This window comes from Nocardia carnea (assembly GCF_029868855.1).
GTDB classification, from domain to species: Bacteria; Actinomycetota; Actinomycetes; order Mycobacteriales; family Mycobacteriaceae; genus Nocardia; species Nocardia carnea_A.
The window spans coordinates 21,460-27,615 of sequence record NZ_JARWOV010000091.1 but is presented as its reverse complement, the minus strand read 5'-3'; the positions used below and the strand labels follow the sequence as shown (position 1 = coordinate 27,615).

General features: G+C 67.9%; 7 protein-coding genes and 1 pseudogene. 2 read left to right on the top strand and 6 right to left on the bottom strand.

Features of this window, described 5'->3' with window-relative positions; all coding sequences use genetic code 11:
- Positions 1-156: 156 nt before the first annotated feature.
- A pseudogene (locus tag QH195_RS08820) lies at positions 157-1,149 on the bottom strand (aldo/keto reductase); the annotation flags it as partial.
- A 116-nt stretch (positions 1,150-1,265) separates the two neighbouring features.
- On the opposite strand from QH195_RS08820, the gene QH195_RS08815 reads away from it, so the two are divergent.
- Entirely contained in the window at positions 1,266-2,186 is a 921-nt protein-coding gene (locus QH195_RS08815) for a helix-turn-helix transcriptional regulator (protein WP_280434990.1), read from the top strand.
- A gap of 175 nt (positions 2,187-2,361) precedes the next feature.
- On the opposite strand, the gene QH195_RS08810 is transcribed toward QH195_RS08815, so the two are convergent.
- From QH195_RS08810 to QH195_RS08795, 4 genes are all read right to left on the bottom strand, one after another.
- Complete coding sequence (locus tag QH195_RS08810; RefSeq protein ID WP_280434989.1) at positions 2,362-3,378, bottom strand: aldo/keto reductase; 1,017 nt, start codon at positions 3,376-3,378, stop codon at positions 2,362-2,364.
- Between the two features lie 14 nt (positions 3,379-3,392).
- Positions 3,393-3,833, bottom strand: coding sequence for a MerR family transcriptional regulator (locus QH195_RS08805; protein ID WP_280434988.1), 441 nt, complete (start codon positions 3,831-3,833; stop codon positions 3,393-3,395).
- A gap of 127 nt (positions 3,834-3,960) precedes the next feature.
- Complete coding sequence (locus QH195_RS08800; protein ID WP_280423250.1) at positions 3,961-4,941, bottom strand: pirin family protein; 981 nt, start codon at positions 4,939-4,941, stop codon at positions 3,961-3,963.
- Positions 4,934-5,242: a GNAT family N-acetyltransferase gene (locus QH195_RS08795; protein WP_280423251.1), complete on the bottom strand. Its 309-nt coding sequence runs from the start codon at positions 5,240-5,242 to the stop codon at positions 4,934-4,936. The genes QH195_RS08800 and QH195_RS08795 overlap by 8 nt, the downstream gene beginning before the upstream one ends.
- 164 nt (positions 5,243-5,406) lie before the next feature.
- Between QH195_RS08795 and QH195_RS08790 the strand changes: the two genes are divergently transcribed.
- Complete coding sequence (locus QH195_RS08790) at positions 5,407-5,607, top strand: hypothetical protein (RefSeq protein WP_432278278.1); 201 nt, start codon at positions 5,407-5,409, stop codon at positions 5,605-5,607.
- 14 nt (positions 5,608-5,621) lie between these two features.
- On the opposite strand, the gene QH195_RS08785 is transcribed toward QH195_RS08790, so the two are convergent.
- Positions 5,622-6,113, bottom strand: a complete 492-nt coding sequence (locus QH195_RS08785) for a SixA phosphatase family protein (protein WP_280423252.1) — start codon at positions 6,111-6,113, stop codon at positions 5,622-5,624.
- Positions 6,114-6,156: the final 43 nt, after the last annotated feature.

The window sequence follows — 6,156 nt, the reverse complement described above, 5'->3', positions numbered from 1 at the left end:
CCCGAGGGCCACAACGCGAGTTCCCGGGCGCGGCACCCCCTCGTGGCCAATAACCCGGTGGGCCCCCCCTCGGCCCCCAACGGTGGCCGTGGGGGCGCGAGACACGCAGGTCCCTTGTTCACCACTCGGGTCGCGTGGAGCCAGTGGGGGGGCGCACCGCTCGCTGTCCAGCGTGGCCATCAGCGGCTCCGGGTAGCGGCTGCCGGTCACCGCATCGGCGGGTACGGCCTCGGCGACAGCGGCATGTTCGGCCGGGGTGAGCGATACCGCCGCGGCAGCGATCGACTCGGCCCACCGCCGCGCGCTGCGGGTACCGATCAAGGGGACGATATCGTCGCCGCGGCCGAATACCCAGGCGATGGCGAGTTGCGCGGTGGTGACCCCCTTCTCCCGGGCCAGGCCGGCCAGGGTGTCGACGAGTCTCAGATTGGCGCTGAGGTTCTCGCCCTGGAAACGGGGGATGCCGGCGCGGGAATCCGACACAGCGGCATCGTCGCGCCCGCGCAGCGAATCGCTGAGCAGACCCCGGCTGAGCACACCGTAGGCCGTGACGCCGATACCGAGCTCGCGGCAGGTGGGCAGGATCTCGGCCTCGATACCACGGGAGAACAGCGAATACTCGATCTGGAGATCGGCGATCGGATGTACCGCGGCGGCCCGGCGCAGGGTTTCGGCGCCCACCTCGGACAGTCCTATATGCCGGACGTAACCGGCGTCGATCATTTCGGCGATGGCACCGATGGTGTCCTCGATCGGAACCGCGGGATCCAGCCGCGCCGGGCGATAGATATCGATGTAGTCCACGCCGAGCCGGCGCAGGCTGTAGCTCAGGAAGTTCTTCACCGCCGCCGGCCGGGTGTCCATGCCCTGCCAGCTGATATCCGGGCCCAGCATGCCACCGAATTTCACGCTGAGGGTGACCTCTTCGCGCGGCCGGTCGGCGATCGCCCGCCCGACCAGCATCTCGTTGTGGCCGCTCCCGTAGAAATCGCCGGTGTCGACGAGGCAGGCGCCGGAGTCGAGCACGGCATGGATGGTGGCGATTGATTCCACTTCGTCGGCGGGGCCGTACGCACCCGACAGGCCCATCGCGCCGAAACCGATCCGGCCGACCGCCGGGCCGGTGCTGCCCAATCGCGAAGTCTGCATCTGTGTGTTCGTCATGTACTCCACACTGGTGGCCTGCCCGCGCCGCCGGCAGAGACGCTTTATCGGGGGAGCGGCGGTCCCTGGCTCGCCGGGCCCGGCTGCGCCACAGTGGAGGGATGGATCGCAGCGAACTCGCCGATTTTCTCCGCCGCCGCCGCGAACAGCTGACCCCGGCGGAGGTCGGGTTGCCGCCCGGTGTGCGGCGCCGGACACCAGGGCTGCGGCGGGACGAGGTGGCGCAGCTGGCCGGGATCTCCACCGACTACTACACCCGGTTGGAGCAGGCTCGCGGCCCGCGGCCGTCCACCCAGGTCCTTGCCGCGCTCACCCGGGCCCTGCGGTACACCAGCGACGAACGTGATCACGTGTACTTCTTGTGCGACCAGACACCGCCGGGTGGTGGCGGGCCGGACAAACACGTGGGGCCGGGGATGATGCACGTCTTGGCGAAGCTGGACGATACCCCGGCGGCCGTGGTCACCGACCTCGGCGAAACCCTGGTGCAGAACCGGATGCACATCCTGCTGATCGGCGACCAGACCGTGCTGCCCGGCCGGCACCGCTTCTTTGCCTGGCGGTGGTTCACCGACCCTGCGGCCCGCGATTTCTGCCCGCCGGACGATGTGGACCGGATCTCGCGCCGACAGGTGGCCGATCTGCGCGCAACCGCGGCGCGGCGCGCGAAGGACCCCGAGGTACTCGACTTCGTCGCTGCGTTGCGATCTGCCAGCGTCGAATTCGATCGGCTGTGGAACGAACACGCTGTGCAGGTCCGGCTTTCGGATGTGAAGAGCATTGTGCACCCGGACGTCGGCGCGATCGAATTCGACTGCGAAACCCTGCTCACCACCAGCGCTACTCAGCGGCTGCTGATCTACCGTCCCCGGCCGGGTACCGACGCTGCGGAGAAGCTGGACCTGCTCCGCGTCATCGGTACCCAGCGCCTGAACGATTCGGATCGCTCGGAGCCGGTACCTCATATGCGCTCCGCTACGGTGCCCGGCCGGCGGCGGGCGGCGATGTCCGAATCCGAGTAGCCGCCACCTGGTGATATGCGATCAGCGACGCGCCTTTTCGGTCAGCGATATATCGATTCCCGGCTCGCCGCGGTGCAAAATTGCGCGGTTTGCCGCTGTCCCGGATCGTGCGGATCACGGCGGCCCCTGGGTAACGGCTGGGCCGGTGCCCCGACCTGCCTGCCTGTCGCGTGCCCTATTCGCGGCCTGCCGAGGTGAAGGACATATCCGCGTAGCGCGGACCGGCGACCTGTTCGGCGATCGGTTCCAGCCGGGCCAGTTCGGCGGCGGTCAGCACAACCGTCGCGGCCGCGACGTTCTCTTCCAGTCGGGTGCGTCGGCGGGTGCCCGGAATAGGTACGACCGAAAGCCCGTGTTCCTGGGCCCGGGAATGTACCCAGGCCAGAGCGACCTGTGCGGGCGTGAGACTCCGTTCTTCGGCTATGGCGTACACGGGTGCCAGCAGCGCCGCGTTGTGCGCCGCGTTGGTGCCGTTGAAACGCGGCATATGACGCCGGAAATCGGTGTCGTTCAGTTGGTCCGCTTGCGCGAACGATCCGGTGAGGAAGCCTCGTCCGAGCGGCGAGTAGGGGACGAAGGTGACGCCCAGTTCGGCGGCAGCGGGTGCCGCGGTGCGTTCGACATCCCGGGAGAACAGCGACCATTCCGATTGCACCGCGGCGATCGGATGGACCGCGTGGGCGGCGCGCAGTTCCGCACCGGTGACCTCGGAAAGCCCGAGGGCGCGTACCTTGCCCTGCTGGACGAGTTCGGCCATCACTCCGACGGTTTCCTCGATCGGTACCTCGGGATCGCGCCGGTGCATGTAGTAGAGGTCGATGGTGTCGATGCCCAGCCGGCGCAGGCTGGCGTCCACGGCGGTGCGGATGTATTCCGGAGAATTGTCGATGCCGCGGTAGTGGGGGTCGTCCGGTTTGCGGACGATGGCGAACTTCGTGGCCAGTACAACCCGGTCGCGGTTGGTACGCACGAAATCGCGGAGGAATTCTTCGTTGTCGCCGGCGCCGTAGATATCGGCGGTATCGAACAGCGTGATGCCGAGTTCGAGGGCCCGGTCCAGGGTCGCGCGGGCTTCGGCGCGGTCGGTGGGGCCGTAGAACTCGCTCATGCCCATACAGCCCAGACCCTGGATCCCGACCCGGATCCCGTCGGGGCCCAGAGGAGTGCTCGGCAGTGTTGTGGGGGTGGTCATTCGCGGAAATCCCTTCACGATGCGGCGTTGTCGGGTGACCGGGCGGGGGCCGATGCGGTGTGCTCCTCGTACAGCGCGATCTTGTAGTCCAGGACCGCCACGGTCTGTTGGAGTTCGGCGATACGGTCGAGGACCTCGGCGCGGGTGGTACGGAACATCGCGAGCCGTTCCGGGATGGTGCTCTCCCCGGCCCGGACCAGCTCCGCGTAGCGGATCATGTCCGCGACCGACATGCCGGTGGTGCGCAGCCGCGTGATCAGCGTCAGCCAGTCCAGATCGCGGTCGCTGAACCGGCGTCTACCGGTGTGATCGCGACCGATATGGGAGAGCAGGCCGATGCGCTCGTACCAGCGCAGGGTGTCCTGACTCAGCCCGCAGTGCCGGGCGGCGGCGCCGATTGTATGCCGGGGGATATCCCGGCCGGGCCCGTCGCTGGTGGGTGCGGAAAGACTCACGGAGTTCCCCTTTGCCGAAATTTGTTGCGCCACAGCCGTTCTGTGGTTCGGTCCGCTTCCTCTCGTCGAACAGTGACAACGCTAGCCACCTGGAGTGGACTCCAGGCAAACGCGCGGAGGAAATTGTTCAGCGGCGTTGCCGGCGGCCGCGCGGTTTCAACTGCCCGCCGGGTAGCGGTGGTGCGGGGATTCGCTGCTCGGGCGGATGACCGGCGATATCACCGAAGCGGTCGGTGTTGCGCTGCTCCCAGTCCGTGCGCGCCGCGGCGATCTCCGTATGCTCCCGGGCGACGAAATTCCACCACATCACCAATTCCTCGGTCAGCGGCTCGCCACCGATCAGCGCGAACCGGCCGCCGCCGGCGCTGGCCAACTCCAGTTCGACGCGCCCGGTACCCAGGTACAGCAGCGGGCCGGGGCCCGTCTCGACACCCGCCACGGTCACTTCACCATCGATGACCAGGATCGCGTATTCGTATTCCGGGTTCGTCCGCAGTGTGGTCGTGGTGGCAGGGTCGATCTCGACATCCGCGCCGACCAGGGGCGTGTAGATCATCGCCGGTGAGGTGACCCCGGCCAGCGTTCCCAGTAGTACGGTCGCGCGCAGACCTGGCCCGCGGTGCACCGGCAGATCGCGGTGCTGTTCGAAATGCGGTGCGATATCGCGGTGATCGTCGGGCAGCGCGACCCACAGCTGCAATCCGCGCCCGGCGGGGGCGTCCGGCACGGTGTACTCCGAATGGGCGATACCGCGGCCGGAGGTCATCAGATTCAGCTGGCCCGGCTCGATCAGTACATCCGAATGCACCGAATCCCGATGCCGGATCCGGCCCTCCAGCGGCCAGGTGACCGTCTGCAGGCCGATATGCGGATGCGGGTCGATATCCGGCGGCAGATCCGTGGTGGTCACCGTGGGCGCGCCGAAATAGTCGAGGAAGCACCAGGCACCGACGGTCGGCAGGTCCCGCTGTGGGAGGGTGCGTTCGACATAGGTACCGCGCACCCCGCCCAGCGGTACTTCCCGGGCCGGATAGAGTTCCGTCACCGGACCCGGCCCGCTCGCCGGCACGCACAGCGTTTCGGCGGGATGCGGGTCCAGATCACTCACCGTCGACGCCGACCACATGCGCGGCATATTCGGGATGCCGCTCCAGATAGCTTCGGATGAACGGGCATTCGGGACGGATCCGGTGCCCGCGGTCGACGGTGTCGCGGATCGCGAACGCGGCCAGTTTGCTGCCGAGCCCTTTGCCCTCGAACGCCGAATCGACCTCGGTGTGGGTGAAAACGGTTTCCGTGCCGCGTTCGGTGTACTCGGCGAAACCGGCGAGATCGCCGCCGTAGAACACCTCGTAGCGGTCTTTGTCCGCGTTGCGGACGACCGTGCTCTCCTCGGTTGTTCCGGTCATCTCCGCACATCCTCTCGGTCTGCGACTACCGCCTCCCGGCGACGCGGCCGGCCACCGGACCCCGAGGGCCAGCCTACCCAGCCCGGCGTACCGTGGCACGAGCCGGACGAAACTGGATTCCGCGCCCACCAGCGCATCCGGTTCCGAGCACGTAACCTGGGATTATGGCTGAGGAAATCGACCGGATCCGGGCACGTTCGGCCTGGGCTACGGTCAAGGAGAGTCCGGTGATCACCGCCATCGCGGTGGCGCCGATCGTGGTGGTGTTCGGACTGGTCTGGTGGCTGCTCGGCGGCTGGGCGGCCTTCCTGCTACTGGTATTGCTGGGCGTCGGTGCGGTCTTCGGCGGCAAAGTCCTGCGCTGAGCGTGCGTGTTCGTTCAGCGCGGGATGTGGAAGGCCGCGAGGTCGCCCGTACCGGGCTCGATCCGATCCCACGGCATTTCGAAGCGCAGCACGGCCAGGGCCGAGGTGGGAAATTTGCGACTGAGCCGCAGTGCGTCGTCGGTATCGCGATCGGCCGCCAGGTCCCACGCGGTCCACGGCATACCCGGTGCGTGCCCGATAACCAGCAGCGTCGACAGTGCCGGATCGGTCAGCTGGACGAGTTCGATCAGCTGATCGGCCGCCGCCTCGTAGATTCCGCCGTCGAATTCCACCGGCGCGGTGATCGCGGTCGCGGCGAGGGTCTCCCTCGTTCGAGTCGCGGTCGAGCAGCGGACCGCCGAAATGGGCGGCTGGGTGGTGCGCAGCCAGTCCCCGGCCAACGCGGCCTCGCGCCGGCCACGCGGCGCCAGCGGGCGTTCGTGGTCGTCGATTCCGGGCGGGTACGCCGATTTCCCGTGGCGCATCAAGATCAGAGTCCGGGTCATGTGACCACCGTAAGCACCCTCCGTGCGGAGACGGATAACACAC